The organism is Streptomyces sp. NPDC001153, assembly GCF_053598315.1.
Genome location: NZ_JBSFJZ010000007.1, coordinates 88,004 through 108,411 on the forward strand (window position 1 = coordinate 88,004; position 20,408 = coordinate 108,411).

Here is a 20,408-nt window from a genome sequence, read left to right on the forward strand (position 1 = left end):
CCATGCGCCCCGGTGTCGTGCTCACCCTCGTGTCCGCCTCCTCGCTCGCCCTGCTCGGCCTCGCACCGGGCCACGGGTCCGCACCGCTGCCCGCGCAGCTGGCGGACACCGGCGGAGGCAGCCAGCTGATCATCGCTCAGGCACCGGGCACCGGCTCGGCATCGGGGACGCTCACCTGGTGGGACCTGAAGGACGGCCAGTGGGTCCAGGCCGGTTCGGCACCGGCGCGCTTCGGGGCGAACGGGCTGGTGGAGGGGGCCGCGCGGCAGCAGGGCACGAACACGACACCGACCGGCTTGTACGGCCTTCCCTTCGGCTTCGGGATCAAGGCCGCGCCGAGCGGGACGCGCGTCGAGTACCGGGCGGTGAAGGAGAGTTCCTGGTGGTGCCAGGACAACGACTCGGCGGCGTACAACCGCTGGGTGGATCCGCTGCCCGCCGACTGCCGCGCCTCCGAGTCCGAGCACCTCGTCTCCTACTCGACGCAGTACGCGTACGCCCTGGTCATCGGCTTCAACTACGACCAGCCTGTACGAGGCCGCGGGGCCGGGATCTTCCTCCATGTGAACGGGCAGGCGGCGACGGCCGGGTGCGTGTCGGTGCCGGAGAACGCGATGCAGCGGATCCTGCAGTGGGCGGAGCCGCAGCGGAAGCCGCACATGGCCATCGGGACGGTGGACGGGGCCACTGCCGTCACCCGGTACTGAAGGGCTCAGCCCGCCGGAAGCCGCACCGTGAACGTCGTGGATCCCGGCCTGCTCTCCAGTCCCACACTCCCCCCGTGCGCCTCCACCACCGCCGCCACGATCGACAGGCCGAGGCCCGCGCCGGAGCCGGAGGCACCGGCGGGGCGGCGGTGTTCGGCCCGGGTGAAGCGTTCGAAGACGCCCGGCTGGACCTCCTCGGGGACGCCGGGGCCGTCGTCGTGGACGGAGAGGACGGCCGAGTCGGCGCCGGCTTCCAGGGTGACCGTCACCTTGGTGCCAACGGGCGTGTGCAAACGCGCGTTGGCCAACAGGTTGGCCAACACCTGTTGGAGGCGGTGGGCGTCGCCCGGGACCGTCACCGGGTCCTCGGACAGGTCCAGGGTCCAGCGGTGGTCGGGGCCGGCGGCGCGGGCGTCGGTGACCGCGTCCAGGACCAGGTGGGTCAGGTCGACGGGCCGGCGCTCCAGGGGGCGGCCCGCGTCGAGGCGGGCAAGGAGGAGCAGGTCGTCGACCATCAGGCCCATGCGGGAGGACTCGGCGGCGATGCGCCGCAGGGCACGGGTGACCTCCGGCGGCACCGGGCCGGGGTGCAGCAGGGCCAGCTCGGCGTGGCCGCGGACCGAGGCGACCGGGGTGCGCAGCTCGTGGCTGGCGTCGGCGGCGAAGCCGCGCAGCCGCTCCTCGCTGGCGTGCCGTTTGGTCAGGGCGTCCTCGACGTGCCGGAGCATGCGGTTGAACGCCGCCGCCACCCGGCCGACCTCGCTGCGCGGGTCGCTGTCCGGGGCGCGCGGCGGCAGCGCCACCTCACCGCTGGCCAGGGGCAGCTCGCTGACCCGGGTGGCGGTCGCGGCGACCCGGCTCAGCGGGCGCAGCGACCAGCGGACCCACAGCGCCCCGGCGACCCCGGCGGCGGTCAGGGCCAGGCCGAGGACGACCACCGCGACCAGTTCGAGGCGGGTGACCGCGGCCCGTACCGGCTCCGTCGGCAGGCCCGTCACCAGGACGTCGCCGTCCTTCCCCCGCCACGCCATCAGGCGGTAGTCGTGCAGGTGCGACAGGCACACGGTGTGGCCCCGGCCGTCCACCGGCAGCCCGGCGAGGGCCGCGCGGTCCGCGGCGGTCAGGGTGATCCCGGGGTCCTGCCGGTCGCTGGCGGGCACCACCGCCGCGTTGGTGACCCGGCCGTTCAGCAGGCGGGCACCGAACGTCTCGGCGGCCTGGCGACGGGTGTCGCCGTGCTCGTCGCCGTCCTGGTCCGAGGGCTTCGAGGGCTGGTAGGTGCCGTGCTCCAGGCTCTGCGGGAAGGCCGGTCCGGCCTGCACGATCTGCTGGTCGAGCCGGCGGGTGAGAAAGCCGTTGAGCTCGACGACGGCGGCCGCGCCGACCGCGGCGCAGCTGATCGCGAGCAGCACGACCAGGCCGGCGGTGAGCCGGGCGCGCAGGGTGCGGGGCCGGGGCAGCCGGGCCAGGGCGCCACGCAGGCCGAGGCGGCTCACCTGGCCGCCGGTTTCAGGACGTATCCCGCCCCGCGCACGGTGTGGATCATGGGCTCGCGGCCCGCGTCGACCTTCTTGCGCAGGTAGGAGATGTACAGCTCGACCACATGGGCCCGGCCGCCGAAGTCGTAGGACCAGACCCGGTCGAGGATCTGTGCCTTGCTGAGCACGCGGCGCGGGTTGCGCATGAGGAAGCGCAGGAGCTCGAACTCGGTGGGTGAGAGTTCGATCAGTTCGCCGGCCCGGGTGACCTCGCGGGCCTCCTCGTCCATCGCCAGGTCGCCCACGACCAGCCGCGGCCCCTCCTCCTGCTGCCGGACCATGCCCGCCCGGCGCAGCAGGCCGCGCAGCCGAGCCACGACCTCCTCCAGGCTGAAGGGCTTGGTGACGTAGTCGTCGCCGCCGGCCGTGATGCCCGCGATCCGGTCCTCGACCGCGTCCCGTGCCGTGAGGAAGAGCACACACACGTCCGGCTTCACCTCGCGCAGCCGGCGCAGCACGGCGAAGCCGTCGGTGTCCGGGAGCATCACGTCCAGGACGACGGCGTCGGGCAGCAGCTCGCGCGCGGTGGAGAGCGACGAGGCGCCGTCGCCGGCCGCGCACACCTCCCAGCCCTCGTAGCGCAGGGCGCCGGTGAGGACCTCGGCGAGGTCGGGGTCGTCGTCGACGACGAGGACGCGCAGCGGGGTGCCGTCGGGTCGGGTGAGGGCCGGACGGCCGGAACGGGTGGTGTTCATCGCGCCTTCCAGCATCACCCATGGGGAGGGGTGCGTGGCACCGGCACCGCTCTGAGTTTTCTCTGAGAGCCCTGAGGTCCGCTGAACGCAGTCTGAGAACCGGCTCTGAGGCTGCTCTCAAAGGCCCTGGTCAGCGCCTCGCTCAGAGGTCCCTCAGAGCTTTGCGCCGCACAGTGGCCCGGTACGGCGGACGAAGGGACGGCGACTGATGACGACCGTGGATGTGCGGCGGGCGGCCCAGCCCGTGACCGCGCGGCGCTCCCCCGCGGGGCCCGTGCTGGCCGCGCTGTGGGCCGGGGCGGCGGCCGTGGTCGCGCTGTGGTGGACGGACACCGGGTCCGTGGTCGGTACGGCCGGCTGGCTGACCGGCGCCGGGCGGATAGCCGGGCTGCTGTGCGGGTACGCCTGCGCGGTGCTGGTCGGCCTGATGGCGCGGGTGCCGCTGCTGGAGAGGCGGATCGGCTCGGACCGGGTGGCGCGCTGGCACGCGATGGCCGGCCGGTACACGGTCTGTCTGCTCGTGGCGCACCTCGTGCTGATCCTCTCCGGGTACGCCGCCCAGGACCGGGCCTCGCTCTGGCACGAGACGGTGACCGTCGTCCTGGACTACCCGGACATGCTCAAGGCCACCGCCGGCACGGTGATCCTCTTCGCGGTCGGCATCACCTCGGCCCGGGCCGTGCGCCGCCGCACCAGCCACGAGTTCTGGTACTACGTCCACCTGCTGACGTACGCGGCCGTCTTCCTGGCCTTCTTCCACCAGCTGACGCTGGGGAACGAGTTCAACGGCAAGCCGGTCGCGACCGCCGTCTGGTACGCGCTGTACCTGGGCGTCGCGGGCCTGGTGCTGTGGTTCCGTGTCCTCGCCCCGGTCCGCCTCAACCGCCGCCACCAGCTGCGTGTGGACTCGGTTCACATGGAAGCACCGGGTGTGTACTCGGTCGTCGTTCGCGGGCGGCACCTGGACGAGCTGGACGCGCGGCCGGGACAGTTCTTCCGCTGGCGGTTCCTCGGCGAGGGCCTGGGCTGGACGTCGACGCCGTACTCCCTGTCGGCGCCGCCGCGCCCGGATCTGATGCGCATCACCGTCAAGGCGCTCGGCGACCACAGCGCGGCCGTCGCCCTGCTGCGGACCGGCACCCGGGTGTGGGCGGAGGGCCCGTACGGCTCCATGACCACCGACCGGGCCACCAGCCACCGCTCGCTGCTGATCGCGGCCGGCGTCGGCATCACGCCGCTGCGGGCACTGTTCGAGACGCTGCCCGGTGAGGTCACCCTGCTGTACCGGGCGCGCACCGCCGAGGACCTGGCGCTCGGCGGCGAGCTGGAGGCCATCGCCCGCTGGCGCGGCGCCCAGGTGCTGTACGCGCTGAACGGTCCCCGGGGCGAGCGCCCGGCCATCACGGCGCAGTCGCTGCACGCGACCTTCCCGGGCCTCGCCGGCCACGACGTCTACATCTGCGGGCCGCACGGCTTCGCGCAGGACGTGTACGAGGCGCTGCGGGCGGCCGGGGTGCCCGACCGTCGTATCCACCACGAGTCGTTCGAACTGTGAGAGCTGTGAGGCAGATCACGTGCATGCCCTGAAGAAGAACCGCCCCCTGCGCCGGATCGTGCTGGCCAGTGCCGCCACCGTCTCCGGGATGGTGCTGCTGCTGTCGCTGAAGCCGCACACGAGCCCCACACTGGCCACGGCCGGCACCAAGTCGCCCACGGTGTCGAGCAGTTCGGCCCCCTCGGCCGGATCGAGCGGATCGCCGGCCGGATCGAGCGGCTCCTTCGGCGGCTCCAGCTCGGGTACCAGGGGCGGCGTCTCCAAGACCGTCACCGGCGACACCGTCCAGACCCGCTGGGGCCCGGTCCAGGTGCGGGTGACGATCAAGACCGGGAAGCTGACGGACGTGACGGCGGTGCAGTACCCGTCGGACAACCCGCGCGACCAGGAGATCAACAGCTACGCCCTGCCCCAGCTGCGGCGCGAGGCGCTGGCCGCGCAGAGCGCGGAGATCGACATGGTGTCGGGCGCCTCGTACACCAGCACCGGCTACAAGCAGTCCCTGCAGTCCGCGCTGGACTCGGCGGGACTGTGACGCGGGGACTCTGAACACTCAGCACATCCGGCACGTATCTGTGGGCCAAGGGTCAAGTCCCCACGGAGGAACCGTGTCCACCACGCTCGCAGGCGGACGTGCCGCCCGCCGCCAGACGATGCGCCGCATCCGCCCGCGCCGCTCCCCGGCCGTACCGCTGCTGCTCGCCGTCTGGGCGGGCGCGGCGGCCGTGCTGTGGCTCTGGTGGCACAACACCCCGTCCATCGCCGACGACAACGGCAGGATCCTCAACGCGGGCCGGATCACGGGCCTGCTGGCCGGCTATCTGATGGCGCTGGTCGTGCTCCAGATGGCGCGCGTGCCGGCGCTGGAGCGGCGGGTCGGCTCGGACCGGGTGGCCCGCTGGCACGCGATGAGCGGCCGCTACACGCTCTGCCTGATCGTGGCGCACGTCTTCCTCACCATGTGGGGGTACGCGCTCCAGGCGGGCAAGTCGCTCGGCGACATCGTCCAGCAGACCATCGACTCCATCAACCAGCTTCCGGACATGGGCAAGGCCGCCATCGGCACGGGCCTGTTCGTGCTCATCGGCCTGACCTCGATCGGCCCGGTCCGCCGCCGGATGCCGTACGACACCTGGTACCACGTGCACCTGATGACGTACGCGGCGGTGTTCCTGACGTTCTGGCACCAGATCACCACCGGGAACGACTTCGCGGTCGAGCCCATGGCGAAGACCTTCTGGTACGGCCTGTACGGCACGGTCACCGCGCTCGTCATCTGGTACCGGATCCTCACCCCGATCCGGCTGAACCTCCGGCACCGGATGCGCGTCGAAGCGGTCATCGAGGAGACGCCGGGCATCGTGTCGGTGCTGATCGGCGGGCAGCGGCTGCACCGGATGGGCGCGGAGGCGGGCCAGTTCTTCCGCTGGCGTTTCCTCGCGCCGGGCATGCGCTTCAGCTCGCACCCCTACTCGCTGTCGGCGGCGCCCCGCCCCGGCATGCTGCGGATCACGGTGAAGGCCATCGGCGACCACAGCGCGCGGCTGCGCGAGCTGACGCCCGGCACCCGGGTGTGGGCGGAGGGCCCGTACGGGGCGATGACCGCCCAGCGCCGCAGCCGGGGCAAGGTGCTGCTGGTCGCGGGCGGGGTCGGCATCACCCCGATGCGGGCGCTGTTCGAGACGCTGCCCGGCGCGGCCGGTGACATCACCCTGCTCTACCGGGCCAACAGCACCCAGGACCTGGCGCTGTGGGACGAGCTGGCGAAGATCGCCGACGAGCGGGGCGCCCGGCTGATGTACGCGGTGAACAGCCCCGACGGGGAGCGGCCGGACATCTCCGCGGAGAACCTCCGGCGGAAGATCCCGGACATCGACCGGCACGACGTGTTCATGTGCGGCCCGACCGGGTTCGCGCAGTCGGTGTACGAGGCACTGCGCGGCGCGGGGGTCCCCGCCCGCCGCATCCATCACGAGTCGTTCGAGATGTGAGCGGGAGCTAGGAAAGCGATGAGGAAGAGCCACCCCATTCGGCGGGTCGTGCTGGCCACCGCCGCGACCGTGTCCGGTGTCGTACTGCTGCTGTCGCTGAAGCCGGCGTCCGATCCGGCCGCGGCGTCGGCGGCGGGCGCGGCACAGCAGCAGACGGCGGCGGGCCAGAAGTCCCCGCAGGGCGGTCAGCAGGGCGGTGCCCAGGCGTCCGCCGGCGCCGGCACGGTGACCGGCGACGCCACGCAGACCCAGTACGGCACGGTGCAGGTACGGCTGACCGTCAGCAACGGCAAGATCACCAAGGCGGAGGCCGTCCAGGCGCCCAAGGGCGGACTCAGCGACCAGAAGACCGCGTTGGCCGTCCCCAAGCTCAACCAGGAGGCCGTCGCGACGCAGAGCGCGCAGATCGACGCGGTGTCCGGGGCGACGTACACGAGCAACGGCTACAAGAAGTCGCTGCAGTCGGCACTGGACAGGATGAAGACGTCCGCCGGATCCTCGAAGGGGACCTCGGCCGGGTCCTCTTCGTCCGGTGCGGCGCAGGCCCGTACGGTCACCGGGAAGGTCGCGCAGACGCAGTACGGCCCGGTCCAGGTGCGGATCACCGTCAGCGGTGGCAAGATCACGAAGGCGGAGGCCGTCCAGGCGCCCAAGGGCGGACTCAGCGACCAGAAGACCGCGTTGGCGGTCCCGAAGCTGAACCAGGAGGCCGTCACGGCCGGCAACGCGACCATCGACGCCGTCTCCGGCGCCACCTACACCAGCACCGGCTACAAGCAGTCGCTCCAGTCGGCGCTGGACCAGGCCGGTGGCTGACACGGTGGCCGAGTCGGCCGAAGCGCCCGCCGCGGTGCGTCATGCGGAGGAGGTCATGGGGACCGTCTTCTCCCTCGACGTCCGCGGCGGGGAACCCGGTGCGGTGCGCGAGGCGCTGGCCGAAGCCGTCGCCGGTCTGCACCGGGCGGACGCGGTGTTCAGCACCTACCGCGAGGACAGCGAGGTCTCACGGCTGGCCCGGGGTGAGCTGACCGTGGCGGAGTGCGCGCCGGAGGTCGCCGAGGTGCTGGACCTCGCGGCCGAGGCGGAGCGGGTGAGCGAGGGCTGGTTCAGCACCCGTTACCGGGGCTCGCTGGATCCCACCGGCATCGTCAAGGGCTGGGCCGCCGAGCGGGCCGCGCGGCTGCTGGCGGAGGTGCCCGGGGTGCGCGGGGTCAGCGTCAACGGCGGCGGGGACGTCCAGCTCCTCGGTGCGCCGGAGCCGCAGCGGCCGTGGCGGGTGGGGGTGGCCGATCCTCTTCGGCCGGGCGGTCTGGCGGCGGTGATCTCGACGGCGGGTGTGGCCGAACTGTCGGTGGCGACCTCGGGTACGGCGGAGCGGGGCGCGCACATCGTGGATCCGCGCACCGGGAAGTCCGCGGTGTCGGACCTGGTGGCCGTGACGGTGGTCGGTCCTCGTCTGACCTGGGTCGACTGCTGGGCCACGGCGGCCTTCGCGATGGGCTCCCGGGCGGGCCTGGCATGGCTGGAGTCGCTGCCGGACGTGGAGGGCCTGCTGATCACCGCCGGCGACGAGGTGCGGTGCACCGGGGGGCTGGCGGCCCGCCTGGGGTGACATTTCCCGTTTCTCCAGAAAGTTCTTCCGGAACGCCATCCGACTCCGGTCCCGGGACGTATCTCGGGTACCGGATGTTTCGGGAGGAACCAGATGGCGATCTTCAGCAGGCTCATGCCTGCCCTCCACCATGACGACCACGACGACCACCACAGGAAGGACTTCACTTCGGGGCGCGACGACGGGACCATGCACCGCCGCCGCCGTGACCGTCACAGCCACCACGGTCACGACGGTCACCACGGCCACCGGTGGTGACCACCGATGCGGGCCGAGCGGGCCGGGGGCCGAGGGATCCGGTCCGCTCACGCCGTCGTGCCGCCCGCGCCCGCCGTGCCGCCGCGCGAGGTGTTCCGGCGCTTCTGGCCGTACACGCGCGGCGGCCGGCGCTGGCTCGCGCCTCTCGTCGTCCTCGGTGTGGCGGGGCCGGCCGTCGACGCGGCGGAGCTCTGGCTGTTCAAGGTCGTCGTGGACGATGTGCTGGTCCCGCGGAATCCGAGCCCCTTTCTGTGGATCGCACCTACCTGTCTGGGGCTCGTGCTGTGCTCCGGAATCCTGGGCTTCGCCGACGACGTCACGTCCACCTGGCTCGGCGAACGCTTCCTGCTCGCGCTGCGCTCCGACGTGTTCCGGCACGTCCAGGGGCTGTCGCTCGGCTTCTTCGAGCGCCGGCGGCTCGGGGACCTGATCTCCCGGATCACGGGCGATGTCGACGCGGTGGAGACGTTCCTCCTCTCGGGCGTCGCGGACGTCCTGTACCACGTGATCCAACTGGGCGTGTTCCTCGCCCTGTTGTTCTACCTGCGCTGGGACCTCACCCTGCTCGCCCTGGCCATCGTGCCGCTGTTCTGGGGTGCCGCCCGGCACTTCTCCCGGCGGATCAAGGAGGCGTCGCGGGAGCGCAGGCGGCGTGGCGGCTCGCTCAGCGCGATCGCCGAGGAGTCGCTGGGCAACGCGGCACTGGTGCAGGCGTACAACCGGCAGGGCTGGGAGGAGCGCCGGTTCGACCGGGAGAACACCGGCCGGTTCCGGGCGGTGATGGACTCGGCGCGGATCCATGCCGTGTACCGGCCCGTCGTCGAGCTGATCGAGGTGAGCGGGGGCCTGGCGGTCATGGGGCTGGGCACCTGGAAACTGGCGCAGGGTCAGCTCACGCTGGGCGGTCTGCTGGTCTTCCTGGCGCTGATCGGCAGGCTCTACAGCCCCGTTCACGGCCTGTCCCAGCTCGGCACCACCTTCTACGCGGCCTCCGCCTCGGCCGAGCGGATCATCGAGCTGCTGGACCAGCGGCCGCAGGTCGTCCAGGCGCCGGGTGCCCGCCGGCTGGGCCGGGCGCGGGGCGCGCTGGAGTTCGACGGGGTGTGGTTCCGCTATCCGGGCAGCTCCTCCTGGGCGCTGTCGGACGTGTCCTTCGAGGTGGCCCCGGGCGAGACACTGGCGCTGGTCGGCGCCAGCGGGGCCGGCAAGTCCACGGTCGCCAAGCTCCAGTTGCGGTTCTACGACCCCGGACGGGGAACGGTCCGGCTCGACGGGTCCGATCTGCGGGAGCTGCGGCTGTCCGACGTACGGGAGAGCGTGGCCGTGGTGCTCCAGGAGACCCTCGTCCTTCATGGCACCGTGCGGGAGAACATCGCCTACGGGCGGCCCGGCGCGAGCGAGGCGGACATCGTCGCGGCGGCGCGCGCGGCGGACGCCCACGAGTTCATCGAGCGGCTCCCCGAGGGCTACGACACCCTGGTCGGACAGCGCGGCCGGACGCTGTCCGGCGGGCAGTGCCAGCGTCTGGCGATCGCCCGCGCCATGATCAGGGACGCGCCCGTGCTGCTGCTGGACGAGCCGACCACCGGCCTCGACGTGCGGTCGGGCCGGCGGATCATGGGTCCGCTGCGCCGGCTGATGGCCGGGCGGACGACCGTGGTCATCTCCCACAACCTGCTGACCGTCCGCGACGCCTCGCGGATCGTGGTGCTCGACCACGGCCGGGTCGTGGAACACGGCGCCCACGAGGACCTGCTGCGCGGCCAGGGGCCGTACGCCCGGCTGCACCGGCTGAGCGCGGACACGGTGCTGTCGTGAACGGTCCCCTCGCCCAGGGCAGTGGCCCGGCGCCCCTCGTACCCGGGACGAGACCGGCGCCCGGGTACGGGATCCTGGCGCATCTGACCCGCACCGGCTGGCTCGACGTGTACGACGCGTGGAGCGAGGAACGGGCCTGCCGGTGTGTGATCAAGGTGCTGCGACCGGACCGTCGGGGCGAGGAGCGGCTGGGCGAGCGGCTGCTGCGCGAGGGCCGGTGGCTGCGCGAGTTCAGCCATCCGCATCTGGTCCGGGGCTACGAGACCGTCGAGTCGCCCGAGCCGCTCGTCGTCCTGGAGACGCTGACCGGCGAGTCCCTGTCCCACCTGGTGCACCGGTTGCGGCGCCGGATGCCCGCCGCCGATGTGGCGCTGCTCGGTGTGCAGTTGTGTTCCGCGGTCCACTACCTCCACGGCCGGGGTCTGCTGCACCTGGACCTGAAACCGTCCAACGTGGTGGTGGAGCGCGGTCATGCCAAGGTGCTGGACCTGAGCGTCGCCCGGCCGCCCGGACCGGCGCCCGCCGGCGTGGGCACGTTCTGCCGTCTCGCGCCGGAGCAGGCCCGCGGTGGTCCGCTCACGGCCGCGGCCGACGTGTGGGGCATCGGCGGCACGTTGTACGAGGTCGCGTGCGGTGACCTGCCCTTCGGCTGCGGGGACCCCGCGGACGAAACCGACGAGTCCGGCGAGGGCGGCGCGGACGACTGGTACGCGCAGGCCGACGAGGCGGCACCGCCGATCGCGTCCCGGCGGCGGCTGCCGCCCGCGCTCGCCGCCGCGATCGACGCCTGTCTGCGGGCCGACCCGGCTGAGCGGCCCACGGTCGCCGGGCTGGCCGCGGCCCTGGAAGCGACCTTGCCGCAGCGCCCCTGACGGGGGCCGGCCCCGTTGCCTACGACGGCTCCACGACGTGCCCCATCCCCAGGTGGGCGGTGGCGAGGACCGTGCCGTCGGGTGTCGTCAGCCGGGCGCCGGAGAGGGTCGACAGGTCACCGGGAGCGGCCACACCCCACTCGCCGCGTCCGGCGGTCAGGGGGAAGTCGCCGACCCGGACGGTCGTGCCGTCGGAGTGCTGCAGGAGACAGGTGACCTTGCCGGTGTACGAGCCGCGGGGGCCGGCGGAGTCGACGGACACGAAGATCCAGCCGGGGGTCCCGGGGTGGGCGTAGACCTCGCCGACCTTGCCGCCGCCGTTCGTGGCCGAGATCATGTCCCCGACCAGCATGGGCTCGGATCCGGCGGCGGGCGCGGTCGAGGCGACGACGGCCTCTACGGCGGTGCCGATCCCCCAGCCGGCGAACCCGACGGCGACGGTGAGCGCGGCGGCGACGGCCGCGAGCCGCAGCCGTCCCCGCCGGACACGCCCGCGCAGGTCCCGGGACACACGGCCGGAGGCGCCCCCGGGGGCGTCGGGCGCCGCAGCCTGCTCGGCCAGCCGGCGCGCCACCCGCGCCTCGAACCCGGCCGGGGGCTCGCTGTCCGGCAGCAGGCCGATCAGCCGGTCGCCGACCAGGGTGAGCCGGCGGACGTACTCCCGGCAGTCCGCGCACCGGTCCAGATGGGCGACCGCCTCGGCGCGCTCCCGGCCGGGCAGCACGCCCAGCGCCAGTTCGGCACCGATCTCCCGCAGCTTGTCGCAGTTCGTGTCACTGGACATGGTCGCCTCGCTTCAAAGGCGCGAGTGTGGTGCGCAGTTTCGCCATGGCGGCCCTGATCCGGGTCTTGGCGGTGCCCAGCGGGATGTGCTCGGCGTCGGCGATCTGCTGGGCCGTCATTCCGTAGATGCCGGCCATCACCAGGGCCCTGGCCTGTTCCCGGGGCAGCCGTGCCACGGCGGCCCGCAGCTGGGAGGAGGCCTCGTCGGCCAGCGCCCACTGCTCGGGGGTCTCGGTGACGGCGCCGATGACGGCGTCGAGGTCCTCGGGTGCCATCGGCTCGGTCCGCCGGGCCCGGACGGCGTCGACGGCGAGGTTGTGCGCGATGGTCGTCAGCCAGGTGGCGACCGAGCCGCGGCGCGAGTCGTAGATCTGGGCGTGCCGCCACGCGCGCTCGAACGTCGACTGGGCGACGTCCTCGGCGAGTTGCGCATCCCCGGTGACGGCCATGGCGACCCCGAAGACCCGGTGCTGGAACCGGCGCACGAAGATCACCGCGAGTTCCGGATCACCGGTGGCCAGCCCGGCCAGCAGGGCTTCGTCCGGGAGGCGGCCCACGGGGAACCGGAAACCCGACACACCCCTGTATACGGCCGACGGCCGCCAGGGGATTGCCCGCCCGCCGCGGAAGATCACACTGTCATTCTCCGCCGCCGGGCGGGGGGTCGCATGCGGGCTCAGTGGCCGTTCTGCGCCAGCCGGAGCAGGTGGTCCGCGAGGGCCTGTCCGCCGGTCGGGTCCCGGCTGATCAGCAGCAGCGTGTCGTCACCGGCGATCGTGCCCAGGATGTCGTGCAGCTCCGCCTGGTCGATGGCCGAGGCGAGGAACTGGGCGGCCCCCGGCGGGGTGCGCAGGACGACCAGGTTGGCGGAGGCCTCCGCGGAGATCAGCAGCTCCTGGGAGAGCCGCCGCATACGCTCCTCCTTGGCCGACTCCCCCAGGGGGGCACGGGGGGTGCGGAAACCCCCCTCGCTCGGCACCGCGTAGATCAGCTCGCCGTCGGTGTTGCGGATCTTCACCGCGTTCAGCTCGTCGAGGTCCCGGGAGAGCGTCGCCTGGGTGACGCTCAGCCCGTCGTCGGCGAGCAGCTTCGCCAGCTGGCTCTGCGACCGCACCGGCTGCCGGTTGAGGATGTCCACGATCCGGCGGTGCCGCGCGGTACGGGTCTGCGGCACGGCCGGTCCGGCACCCGCCACCTGCTCGTGGTCCTGCGCCTGGCTCATCGTCGTCCTATTCTCCGGATCGTCCGTCCCCATTCGCTGGGTTCGCTGCGTCGAGGATGCCGGGCAGCGCCCGGAGGAAGGCACCCACCTCGTCGTCGGACAGGTTCAGCGGCGGCATGAGCCGTACGACGTCGGCGGCGGGCGCGTTCACCAGGAACCCGGCCTCCTGGGCCGCCTGCTGCACCTGTGGCGCGTGCGGCCCGGTGAGCACGATACCCAGGAGCAGGCCGGCGCCCCGCACATAATCGATCAACGGGTGGCCGAGACCCTCGATTCCCTCGCGCAGCTTCTCGCCCTGCCGCTTGACGTTCTCCAGCAGCCCGTCGTCGGCGATGGTGTCGAGTACGGCGAGTCCGGCGGCGCAGGCGACCGGGTTGCCGCCGAAGGTCGTACCGTGCTGGCCCGGCCGGAGCAGTTCGGCGGCCCGGCCGAAGGCCACGGTGGCGCCGAGCGGCAGTCCGCCGCCGAGCTGCTTGGCGAGGGTGACGACATCGGGCAGGACGCCCTCGTGGGCCTGGTACTCGAACCAGGTCCCGGTGCGGCCGACGCCGGTCTGCACCTCGTCCAGCACCAGCAGGGCGCCGGTGGCGGCGGTGATCGCGCGGGCGGCCTTCAGATAGCCGGCCGGGGGCACGATCACACCGTTCTCGCCCTGGATCGGCTCGATGACGACGAGCGCCGTCTCCTCCGTGACCGCGGCGGCGAGCGCCTGGGCGTCGCCGTAGGGCACGTGGGTGACCTCGCCGGGCAGCGGCAGGAAGGGCTCCTGCTTGGCGGGCTGGCCGGTGAGCGCGAGGGCGCCCATCGTACGGCCGTGGAAGCCGCCGGTGGTGGCGACCATGTGGGTGCGCCCGGTGAGCCGGCCGATCTTGAAGGCGGCCTCGTTGGCCTCGGCACCGGAGTTGCAGAAGAAGACCCTGCCCTCCCGGCCGAAGAGCTGGAGCAGCCGTTCGGCGAGGGCGACGGACGGCTCGGCGATGAAGAGGTTGGAGACGTGGCCGAGGGAGGAGATCTGCCGGCTCACGGCCTCCACGACGGCCGGGTGCGCGTGCCCGAGCGCGTTGACCGCGATCCCGCCGACGAAGTCCAGGTACTGCTTGCCGTCGGCGTCCCACAGCCTGGTGCCCTCGCCGCGCACCAGCGGCAGGCGCGGGGTGCCGTAGTTGTTCATGAGCGCGCCCTGCCACCGCGCGGTCAGCTCCTGGTTGCTCATGACTCCCCCTGTTCGTCCGGCACGACCATGGTGCCGATGCCTTCGTCGGTGAAGATCTCCAGCAGGATCGAGTGCTGGACCCGGCCGTCGATGACGCGGGCGGTGTGCACCCCGTTGCGCACGGCGTACAGACAGCCCTCCATCTTCGGCACCATGCCGGAGCTCAACTCCGGGAGCAGCTTCTCCAGTTGGGAAGCGGTCAGGCGGCTGATCACCTCGTCGGAGTTCGGCCAGTCCTCGTAGAGGCCCTCGACGTCGGTGAGGACCATGAGGGTCTCGGCGCCCAGTGCCGCAGCGAGTGCCGCAGCCGCCGTATCAGCATTGACGTTGTAGACATGTCCGTCGTCCTGACTTCGGGCGATGGAGGAGACGACCGGGATGCGGCCGTCGGCGAGCAGCGCCTCGATGGCGCCGGTGTCGATCGCGGTGATCTCGCCGACCCGCCCGATGTCGACCAGTTCGCCGTCGATCTCGGGCTGGTGCCTGGTCGCGGTGATGGTGTGCGCGTCCTCGCCGGTCAGGCCGACCGCGAGCGGCCCGTGCCGGTTGAGCAGACCGACCAGCTCCCGCTGCACCTGTCCCGCCAGCACCATCCGTACGACGTCCATGGCGTCCTCGGTGGTGACGCGCAGGCCCGCCTTGAACTCGCTGACGATGCCGTGCCTGTCGAGGGCGGCGCTGATCTGCGGGCCGCCGCCGTGCACGACGACCGGCTTGAGGCCGGCGTGGTGAAGGAAGACGACGTCCTGCGCGAACGCGGCCTTCAGGTCCTCGTCGATCATGGCGTTGCCGCCGAACTTGATGACGACCGTCCTGCCGTTGTGCTTGACCAGCCAGGGCAGCGCCTCGATGAGGATCTGGGCCTTCGGCAGGGCCGTGTGCTTGCGAGTGCTCATGAGGAGTAGGCGCTGTTCTCGTGGACGTAGTCGGCGGTCAGGTCGTTGGTCCAGATCGTCGCGGTCTCCGTGCCCGCGGCCAGGTCGGCGACGATGTGCACCTCGCGGTAGCGCATGTCGACCTTCTCGCGGTCCTCGCCGACCGAACCGTTCTTGCACACCCAGACGCCGTTGATGGCGACGTTGAGCCGGTCCGCCTCGAAGGCGGCCCGGGTGGTGCCGATCGCGGAGAGCACCCGGCCCCAGTTGGGGTCCTCGCCGTGGATCGCGCACTTGAGGAGGTTGTTGCGGGCGATGGAGCGGCCCACCTCGACGGCGTCCTCCTCGCTCGCCGCGTTGATCACCTCGACCTTGATGTCCTTGCTGGCGCCCTCGGCGTCCCGGATGAGCTGCTGCCCGAGGTCGTCGCAGACCTGCCGTACGGCATCGGCGAAGTCCTCGGACTCCGGGGTGATGCCGGAGGCGCCGGAGGCGAGCAGCAGGACGGTGTCGTTGGTGGACATGCAGCCGTCGGAGTCGACGCGGTCGAAGGTGACCTTCGTGGCACCCCTCAGCGCCTGGTCCAGTACGCCGTTGTCCAGTTCCGCGTCCGTGGTGAGGACGACCAGCATGGTGGCGAGGCCCGGGGCGAGCATGCCCGCGCCCTTGGCCATGCCGCCGACGGTCCAGCCGTCCTTCGTCACCACGGAGGTCTTGTGGACGGTGTCGGTGGTCTTGATGGCGATGGCGGCCTTCTCACCGCCGTGCTCGGACAGCTGGGCGGCGGCCGTCTCGACGCCCGGCAGCAGCTTGTCCATGGGCAGCGGCACGCCGATGAGCCCGGTGGAGCAGACGGCCACCTCGATGGCGCCCCGGCCGAGCACCTCGGCCACCTTCTCGGCGGTGGCGTGGGTGTCCTGGAAGCCCTTGGGGCCGGTGCAGGCGTTGGCGCCGCCCGAGTTGAGGACGACGGCGGAGACCTGGCCGCTCTTCAGGACCTGCTCGGACCACAGCACCGGCGCCGCCTTCACACGGTTGGAGGTGAAGACGCCCGCGGCGGCACGGCGCGGCCCGTTGTTGACCACGAGGGCCAGGTCGGGGTTGCCGTTCTCCTTGATCCCGGCGGCGACGCCCGCCGCCGTGAATCCCTTGGCTGCCGTGACACTCACGGTGCGACTCCGATCGTGGAAAGCCCCGTGGTCTCGGGAAGACCCAGGGCGATGTTCATGCTCTGGACGGCACCGCCCGCGGTGCCCTTGGTCAGGTTGTCGATGGCGCTGATCGCGATGATGCGGCCCACGGACTCGTCGTACGCGACCTGGATCTGAACGGCGTTGGAACCGTGGACGGACGCCGTCGCGGGCCACTGGCCCTCGGGGAGCAGACGGACGAAGGGCTCGTCGGCGTAGGCCTTCTCGTAGGCGGCGCGGACGGAGTCCGCCGTCACGCCCGCGACGGCGGTCGCGCTGCACGTGGCGAGGATCCCGCGCGGCATCGGCGCGAGCGTCGGCGTGAAGGAGACCTTCACGGATTCCCCCGCCACCCCGCTGAGGTTCTGGATCATCTCGGGGGTGTGCCGGTGGCCGCCGCCGACGCCGTACGGCGCCATGGAGCCCATGACCTCGCTGCCGAGCAGATGCGGCTTGGGTGCCTTGCCGGCGCCCGAGGTGCCGGACGCGGCGACGATCACCGCCTCCGGCTCGGCGATCCCGGCGGCGTAGGCCGGGAACAGGGCGAGGGTGACGGCGGTGGGGTAGCAACCGGGCACCGCGATGCGCTTGGACCCCTCCAGCGCGGAGCGGGCACCCGGAAGTTCGGGGAGGCCGTAGGGCCAGGTACCGGCGTGTGCGGAGCCGTAGAACCTCTCCCAGTCGGCCGGGTCCTTCAGCCGGAAGTCGGCGCCCATGTCGACCACGAGGACGTCGGGCCCGAGCTGCTCGGCGACGGCGGCGGACTGCCCGTGCGGCAGCGCGAGGAAGACGACGTCGTGCCCGGCGAGCGCCTCGGCCGTGGTCTCCGTCAGCACGCGGTCGGCCAGAGGCAGCAGATGCGGCTGCAGCACGCCGAGCCGCTGACCGGCGTTGGAGTTTCCGGTCAGGGCACCGATCTCGACCTCGGGGTGCGCGAGGAGCAGGCGCAGGGCCTCGCCGCCCGCGTATCCGCTCGCTCCGGCCACCGCCGCACGTACCGCCATGTCCATCCTCCTCGTGATGGCATGACTATACGTATCGCCGCAGTTTTATGCAATGGACTATGCGAGGGACGCGGGGAGCATCACCCAGCGGGACACGACGAAGGTGACGGGGATCGCCGCCGCCGAGGCGAGCAGCGGGGCGAAGCGGCTGCCGGCGTGCAGGACGTCGACGATCACGTAGACGCCGGCTGTCGTGATCAGGAAGTTCGTGACATTGGTCAGCGGGAACAGCAGGAATTTACGCCAGGTGGGCCGGATCCGGTAGGTGAAGCGGGCGTTCAGGAAGAAGGAGCCGACCATGCTGAGCACAAAGGCGAGCACATGCGCCGCCAGATAGGGCAGCCATATGAGGAACAGCAGGTAGAGACAGTAATAGACAGCGGTGTTGAGCACACCGACCGCGGCGAAGGTGAGGATCTGTCGCTTCAAGGAATCAGGTCTTTCGTCCGTTCCGCATCGGTCGCCCTCACCAGGAAGTGCGGGCGACCCTTCACCTCGTAGTAGACGCGGCTGGTGCGCTCCCCGATCACTCCCAGCACAGAGCCGGGCGTCCGGTTTCCCTCCCCGACGCATATTCCGGCCGGCCACCTCCGCTTGATCACCTCTGCTTGATCGCCTCTGCTTGATGCGGAGGAACGTGACGGAGTCGGCCGCGAAGGAGTAGGTGAACCTGCCGGCGACCCCGGTGAAGGTGGACGTCTGCGGTGCGACCGCCGTGGACGTCTCGCTGTTCACCGCGTCGGGAGCGGCGGCGAGCGTCGTCACCTTCGCCCTGGAGGCGACCCTCGCACCGCCGAGGTCGATCGCCGCTCGCGCCGCCGAGGACTGGTCGTTGACGACCTTGACGATCAGTGAAGCCGCCCCACTGCTGTCCGTCGAGGTGGAGGGCGACCTGCCGGCCGCGCACCTTGATGTCGGCGTCGTAGGCGCGGCCGCTCTCGACCGAGCCCGGCTCGGCGATCAGGGCGGACTTGCCGCCGTCCACCGCCTGCTCCACGGCGGTCTGGGTGTTGCTCCAGCGGCCGATGTTCCACCAGTAGTAGGTGCCGGTGTCCTTGACGCCGAAGGCGACGAGGAAGCCCTCCTGACCCGCCTTCTTGGCGGCCTTCACATGGAGGTCGTAGTCGTGCCAGGACGGGTCGCCGGCGGAGACCACGGTGTTCTGGGCGGTGGCGTCGGTCTGCACGTACTGCCCGCCTGGACGCTCCAGCTGCCGGTGCCGGTGTGGGACCACGTCGAGGCGTCACCGGAGAAGTCGTCGCCGAGCAGGGCCGAGCCGTCGGCGGCGGTGACCTTCACGTCGTCGTAGGCGGCGCTGGTGTTCCAGGCGGACAGGCCGACGGCGCCCGTGACGGGGCCGCTCACGTCCTGCGCAGAGTCCTCGTCGGCGAACAGCGGGGCGTAGGAGGCGACGAACTCGATGTGGGTGAAGTGGAAGGGCCTGGGGTGGCCCATCTCCGCCCGCACCCTGCCCCCACTTCGAGGCCGCCGAGCCGTTGGCGAACGGGATCAGGTCAAGGGTGTCCTGGATGTGCCGCTTGAGCAGGGCGTCGTCGTCCACGGCCCTGTTCATGGCGCCGATGTCCTCGGCGAAGCGGAAGTACTCGTAGTAGCCGAGGCCGTAGGACTGGTTGTAGCCCCAGAAGTTGGCGTTGGTGGCTCGCCGCTCGACCGGGCCGATGGTGTCCTTCCACGGCCTCGGAGCCGACGGTGAGCCGCCCGGTGGTGCTGGTGCGGCTCGCGGTGAAGGTGGCCTTGTACCGGGCCCAGCCGCCCTTCTTCACGGCGATCCGGCGGGCGGTCGCCAGGCTGCCGCCGGAGTCCTGGAGGGTGACGGTGAGCGTGGTCCCGGCGCCGGCGCGGGCCCATACCGAGAAGTCGTACCTCGCGGGCCCCTGCGCCGTGGGGTCGATGTTCGAAATATCACACATTGGTCAGCACTTCGAACGCACGGTAAGAGGAGGGGTGTGAGCACATCCATGGGGCGGGCACGGCCGGCCGTAAGCTCGCCTCATGGATGTGCAGCCCCGGTACTGGCCGGTCCCCGATGTGCTGACCCATCTGGCCGGCCGCTGGCACGTCGAGCGGACGGTCCGGGATCTGGCGGGCGCTGCGGAAGGGCACTTCTCAGGGGTGACGGTCTTCACCCCGCTCGAGGCCGGAGGGCTGCTGCACGAAGAGTCCGGCGACTTCACCTGGCAGGGCGTGACCCGGCCCGCCACCCGCACACTGCGGTTCCTGCCGGGGTCCACGCCGGGCACGGCGGACGTGCGGTTCGCGGACGGGCGGCCCTTTCACGCGCTGGACCTGAGCTCGGGGTGGTACGTCGCCGAGCACCCGTGCGCGGCCGACCTCTACCGGGGTGAGTTCACCGTGCGGGACGCCGACCGCTGGCGCTCGGTGTGGCGGGTCGGCGGGCCGGCGAAGGACCTGGTGCTGACCACGGACTATGCCCGCGAGGGCTGAGCCGAGGCGGCGTCGAGGCGGAGGTTCCAGCGACCCGCGCGGCCGGTGACGGTGGACGTGGACAGCGGACGCACGTCGATGTTCCAGTAGGTCGCGGGCGGCGCCTTCAGGGCATAGACCAGGGCCGCGCGGATCACGGCGGGCTCGGCGACGGCCACGATCCGGCCGCCGTCCTCGGCCGGCCGGGTGTCCAGCCAGCCGCCGACCCGGGAGATGAAGGTCAGCAGGGACTCGCCGCCGTGCGGAACGGCGCGCGGGTCGGCGAGCCAGGCGTCCACCGCCTCCGGCTCGCGGGCCATCGCCTCGCCCAGGGTCATCCCGCGCCAGCGGCCCATGTCGCAGTCCCGCAGCGCCGGCTGGACCAGCGGGGCGTACCCCAGGGCGTCGCCGGTGGCCCGGCTGCGCGGGGTCGGCGAGCAGTACCGCAGCTCGGCCGCGGCCAGCGGCAGCAGGTCCCCGGCGGCGCGCCGCACCTCGTCCCAGCCGGCCTGGTCCAGCGGCCGGTCGTCCGCGAAACGCTCGGCGAGCAGCGGGGCGCTGCGCGCGGCGGCGACAAACGTCACCCTCAGTGGCATGCGGTGATGGTGTGACGGTCGTGTGCGAAGGTCA

The 20,408-nt window shown here is 72.1% G+C and carries 20 protein-coding genes and 1 pseudogene; 9 read left to right on the forward strand and 12 right to left on the reverse strand.

Annotation, left to right across the window (positions count from 1 at the left end):
- The first annotated feature begins 2 nt into the window (after positions 1-2).
- Positions 3-707, forward strand: coding sequence for a L,D-transpeptidase family protein (locus ACWDEN_RS10185; RefSeq protein ID WP_351617247.1), 705 nt, complete (start codon positions 3-5; stop codon positions 705-707).
- A gap of 5 nt (positions 708-712) precedes the next feature.
- Here the strand turns inward: ACWDEN_RS10185 and ACWDEN_RS10190 are convergent, their stop codons facing one another.
- Positions 713-2,203: a sensor histidine kinase gene (locus ACWDEN_RS10190; RefSeq protein ID WP_450858325.1), complete on the reverse strand. Its 1,491-nt coding sequence runs from the start codon at positions 2,201-2,203 to the stop codon at positions 713-715.
- Positions 2,200-2,940, reverse strand: a complete 741-nt coding sequence (locus ACWDEN_RS10195; RefSeq protein WP_351617244.1) for a response regulator transcription factor — start codon at positions 2,938-2,940, stop codon at positions 2,200-2,202. Before ACWDEN_RS10195 ends, ACWDEN_RS10190 begins: the two co-directional genes overlap by 4 nt.
- Before the next feature lie 208 nt (positions 2,941-3,148).
- Here ACWDEN_RS10195 and ACWDEN_RS10200 point away from each other — a divergent pair, with 208 nt between their 5' ends.
- From ACWDEN_RS10200 to ACWDEN_RS10230, 7 genes are all read left to right on the forward strand, one after another.
- Positions 3,149-4,495, forward strand: coding sequence for a ferredoxin reductase family protein (locus tag ACWDEN_RS10200; protein WP_450858327.1), 1,347 nt, complete (start codon positions 3,149-3,151; stop codon positions 4,493-4,495).
- Positions 4,496-4,514: 19 nt separating this feature from the next.
- Entirely contained in the window at positions 4,515-5,030 is a 516-nt protein-coding gene (locus ACWDEN_RS10205) for an FMN-binding protein (RefSeq protein WP_351617239.1), read from the forward strand.
- A 73-nt stretch (positions 5,031-5,103) separates the two neighbouring features.
- The gene (locus ACWDEN_RS10210) at positions 5,104-6,486 is read left to right on the forward strand and encodes a ferredoxin reductase family protein (RefSeq protein ID WP_351617236.1); all 1,383 of its coding nucleotides are present in this window, start codon (positions 5,104-5,106) and stop codon (positions 6,484-6,486) included.
- Between the two features lie 18 nt (positions 6,487-6,504).
- Complete coding sequence (locus ACWDEN_RS10215; RefSeq protein WP_450858330.1) at positions 6,505-7,302, forward strand: FMN-binding protein; 798 nt, start codon at positions 6,505-6,507, stop codon at positions 7,300-7,302.
- Positions 7,295-8,098, forward strand: coding sequence for an FAD:protein FMN transferase (locus ACWDEN_RS10220; protein ID WP_450858332.1), 804 nt, complete (start codon positions 7,295-7,297; stop codon positions 8,096-8,098). The genes ACWDEN_RS10215 and ACWDEN_RS10220 overlap by 8 nt, the downstream gene beginning before the upstream one ends.
- A 264-nt stretch (positions 8,099-8,362) precedes the next feature.
- Positions 8,363-10,174 (forward strand): ABC transporter ATP-binding protein, encoded by a 1,812-nt coding sequence (locus ACWDEN_RS10225; RefSeq protein ID WP_450858334.1) that lies wholly within the window; start codon positions 8,363-8,365, stop codon positions 10,172-10,174.
- Positions 10,171-11,046, forward strand: coding sequence for a serine/threonine-protein kinase (locus ACWDEN_RS10230; RefSeq protein ID WP_450858336.1), 876 nt, complete (start codon positions 10,171-10,173; stop codon positions 11,044-11,046). The genes ACWDEN_RS10225 and ACWDEN_RS10230 overlap by 4 nt, the downstream gene beginning before the upstream one ends.
- A 19-nt stretch (positions 11,047-11,065) precedes the next feature.
- Here the strand turns inward: ACWDEN_RS10230 and ACWDEN_RS10235 are convergent, their stop codons facing one another.
- From ACWDEN_RS10235 to ACWDEN_RS10275, 9 genes and pseudogenes are all read right to left on the reverse strand, one after another.
- Complete coding sequence (locus ACWDEN_RS10235) at positions 11,066-11,830, reverse strand: hypothetical protein (protein WP_450858338.1); 765 nt, start codon at positions 11,828-11,830, stop codon at positions 11,066-11,068.
- Positions 11,820-12,407, reverse strand: a complete 588-nt coding sequence (locus ACWDEN_RS10240; protein ID WP_351617223.1) for an RNA polymerase sigma factor — start codon at positions 12,405-12,407, stop codon at positions 11,820-11,822. Before ACWDEN_RS10240 ends, ACWDEN_RS10235 begins: the two co-directional genes overlap by 11 nt.
- Before the next feature lie 98 nt (positions 12,408-12,505).
- Entirely contained in the window at positions 12,506-13,051 is a 546-nt protein-coding gene (locus ACWDEN_RS10245; RefSeq protein ID WP_351617220.1) for an arginine repressor, read from the reverse strand.
- A gap of 7 nt (positions 13,052-13,058) precedes the next feature.
- Positions 13,059-14,264 carry an acetylornithine transaminase gene (locus ACWDEN_RS10250; RefSeq protein ID WP_351617218.1) on the reverse strand — a complete coding sequence of 402 codons (1,206 nt, stop codon included), beginning with the start codon at positions 14,262-14,264 and terminating at the stop codon, positions 13,059-13,061.
- Positions 14,261-15,160, reverse strand: coding sequence for an acetylglutamate kinase (argB, locus tag ACWDEN_RS10255; protein WP_351617215.1), 900 nt, complete (start codon positions 15,158-15,160; stop codon positions 14,261-14,263). The genes ACWDEN_RS10250 and argB overlap by 4 nt, the downstream gene beginning before the upstream one ends.
- Positions 15,157-16,308: a bifunctional glutamate N-acetyltransferase/amino-acid acetyltransferase ArgJ gene (gene argJ, locus ACWDEN_RS10260; RefSeq protein WP_450858341.1), complete on the reverse strand. Its 1,152-nt coding sequence runs from the start codon at positions 16,306-16,308 to the stop codon at positions 15,157-15,159. The genes argB and argJ overlap by 4 nt, the downstream gene beginning before the upstream one ends.
- Positions 16,305-17,333, reverse strand: coding sequence for an N-acetyl-gamma-glutamyl-phosphate reductase (gene argC / locus ACWDEN_RS10265; RefSeq protein ID WP_351617210.1), 1,029 nt, complete (start codon positions 17,331-17,333; stop codon positions 16,305-16,307). Before argC ends, argJ begins: the two co-directional genes overlap by 4 nt.
- 57 nt (positions 17,334-17,390) lie before the next feature.
- Entirely contained in the window at positions 17,391-17,762 is a 372-nt protein-coding gene (locus ACWDEN_RS10270) for a GtrA family protein (RefSeq protein ID WP_450858460.1), read from the reverse strand.
- Positions 17,763-17,948: 186 nt separating this feature from the next.
- Positions 17,949-19,195, reverse strand: a pseudogene (locus ACWDEN_RS10275) (hypothetical protein); the annotation flags it as partial.
- 151 nt (positions 19,196-19,346) lie between these two features.
- On the opposite strand from ACWDEN_RS10275, the gene ACWDEN_RS10280 reads away from it, so the two are divergent.
- Complete coding sequence (locus tag ACWDEN_RS10280) at positions 19,347-19,799, forward strand: DUF6314 family protein (protein WP_450858343.1); 453 nt, start codon at positions 19,347-19,349, stop codon at positions 19,797-19,799.
- On the opposite strand, the gene ACWDEN_RS10285 is transcribed toward ACWDEN_RS10280, so the two are convergent.
- Positions 19,781-20,374, reverse strand: coding sequence for a histidine phosphatase family protein (locus ACWDEN_RS10285; RefSeq protein WP_450858345.1), 594 nt, complete (start codon positions 20,372-20,374; stop codon positions 19,781-19,783). The two genes, ACWDEN_RS10280 and ACWDEN_RS10285, sit on opposite strands and share 19 nt — an antisense overlap.
- Positions 20,375-20,408 lie beyond the last annotated feature (34 nt).